Annotated in this window: 2 protein-coding genes; one reads left to right on the top strand and one right to left on the bottom strand. The window is 48.3% G+C overall.

Annotated elements, in window-relative coordinates; translation table 11 throughout:
- The coding region (locus D6694_10485) for a sodium/alanine symporter (protein ID RMH40025.1) at positions 1-267 on the top strand (267 nt) is incomplete at its 5' end.
- On the opposite strand, the gene D6694_10480 is transcribed toward D6694_10485, so the two are convergent.
- On the bottom strand, positions 219-815 hold the full coding sequence (locus D6694_10480; protein ID RMH40026.1) for a DoxX family protein: 597 nt from the start codon (positions 813-815) through the stop codon (positions 219-221). The genes D6694_10485 and D6694_10480 overlap by 49 nt on opposite strands.
- Between the last annotated feature and the right edge of the window lie 190 nt (positions 816-1,005).

Below are 1,005 nucleotides of genomic sequence, written 5' to 3'. Positions count from 1 at the left end.
TACGCGTATTATGGACAGAAATGTTTTGCTTTTCTGTTCGGCACGGCAAGGCAAAAATGGTATGTATTTGCTTATTTGATGATTGTTTTTCTGACCGCCCTGGTATCAGTACGTGCGGCGATCGGACTATCCGATGCCGCGTTCGCCATGATGGCCATCCCGACGATGATTTCAACAATTTTATTGGCGCACAAAGTGCCCAAAATGATGGCCGAGTATTATTTTTGGCGCTCACAGCGTGAACGAAGCCAGGACCCGAGCCAATAATCTGTACTCACATATCGGCCGCCGCCGTGGAAAAACAAGACGAGCAACATGATGAAATAGGTGGCGGCAAATTCAATGCCATTGTTAAGAATGACAAAGCTGCCTTTTTCAGTCAGCCATTCATAATTACCGTAGGTTTGCAGAATTTCTCTGGCTCTGTCCAAACGGGCTGCAACTTCCGGGTCAGTGCTTGATGCGATGGCAGCCCAGCCATTTTGCCAGTGGACGGTGACGGCTGCCACAACCATGGTAACCATCAGCGGCACACTGATAAGCCGGGTCGCTAGCCCCAATGCCAACAACACAGCACCGGCGAGCTCTGTTCCGGTCGCCAAAGCAGCCATCAGTGTGGGCATTGGCAAACCGAGACCCCAATCAGTGTTGCCGAACCATTCCACTGTGTCTTGAAAAGCCGCTAATTTGTTGGTGCCTGCCATCCAAAAGACCGGAACGAGGTAGAGTCGGATCAACAGCAATGGCAGGCCGTTCAGCGGCGCAAGAATATTTTCGATGTTTCTTTTCAGTTGGCAAATTTTGTTGAGCTGCATGCCTTGGCACTCCATATCAGTTTTTATGGTTTGAAAAATAGACAATTTGAGAGACTTCGTGTTACAAAATCACTAATTAATTCGGATAATCACGATCATAAAACACAGTCCCTTCCATGAGCGCACAAAGTCGGCGAGAAGATTCTGAGTTGATCGAGGCTTTGCTTAAGAAGTCTCCAGATGCCTATCG

The organism is Gammaproteobacteria bacterium (genome assembly GCA_003696665.1).
GTDB lineage: Bacteria > Pseudomonadota > Gammaproteobacteria > Enterobacterales.
Note: the sequence above shows the minus strand (reverse complement) of the source record. Positions and strands in the feature narration are given on the sequence as shown.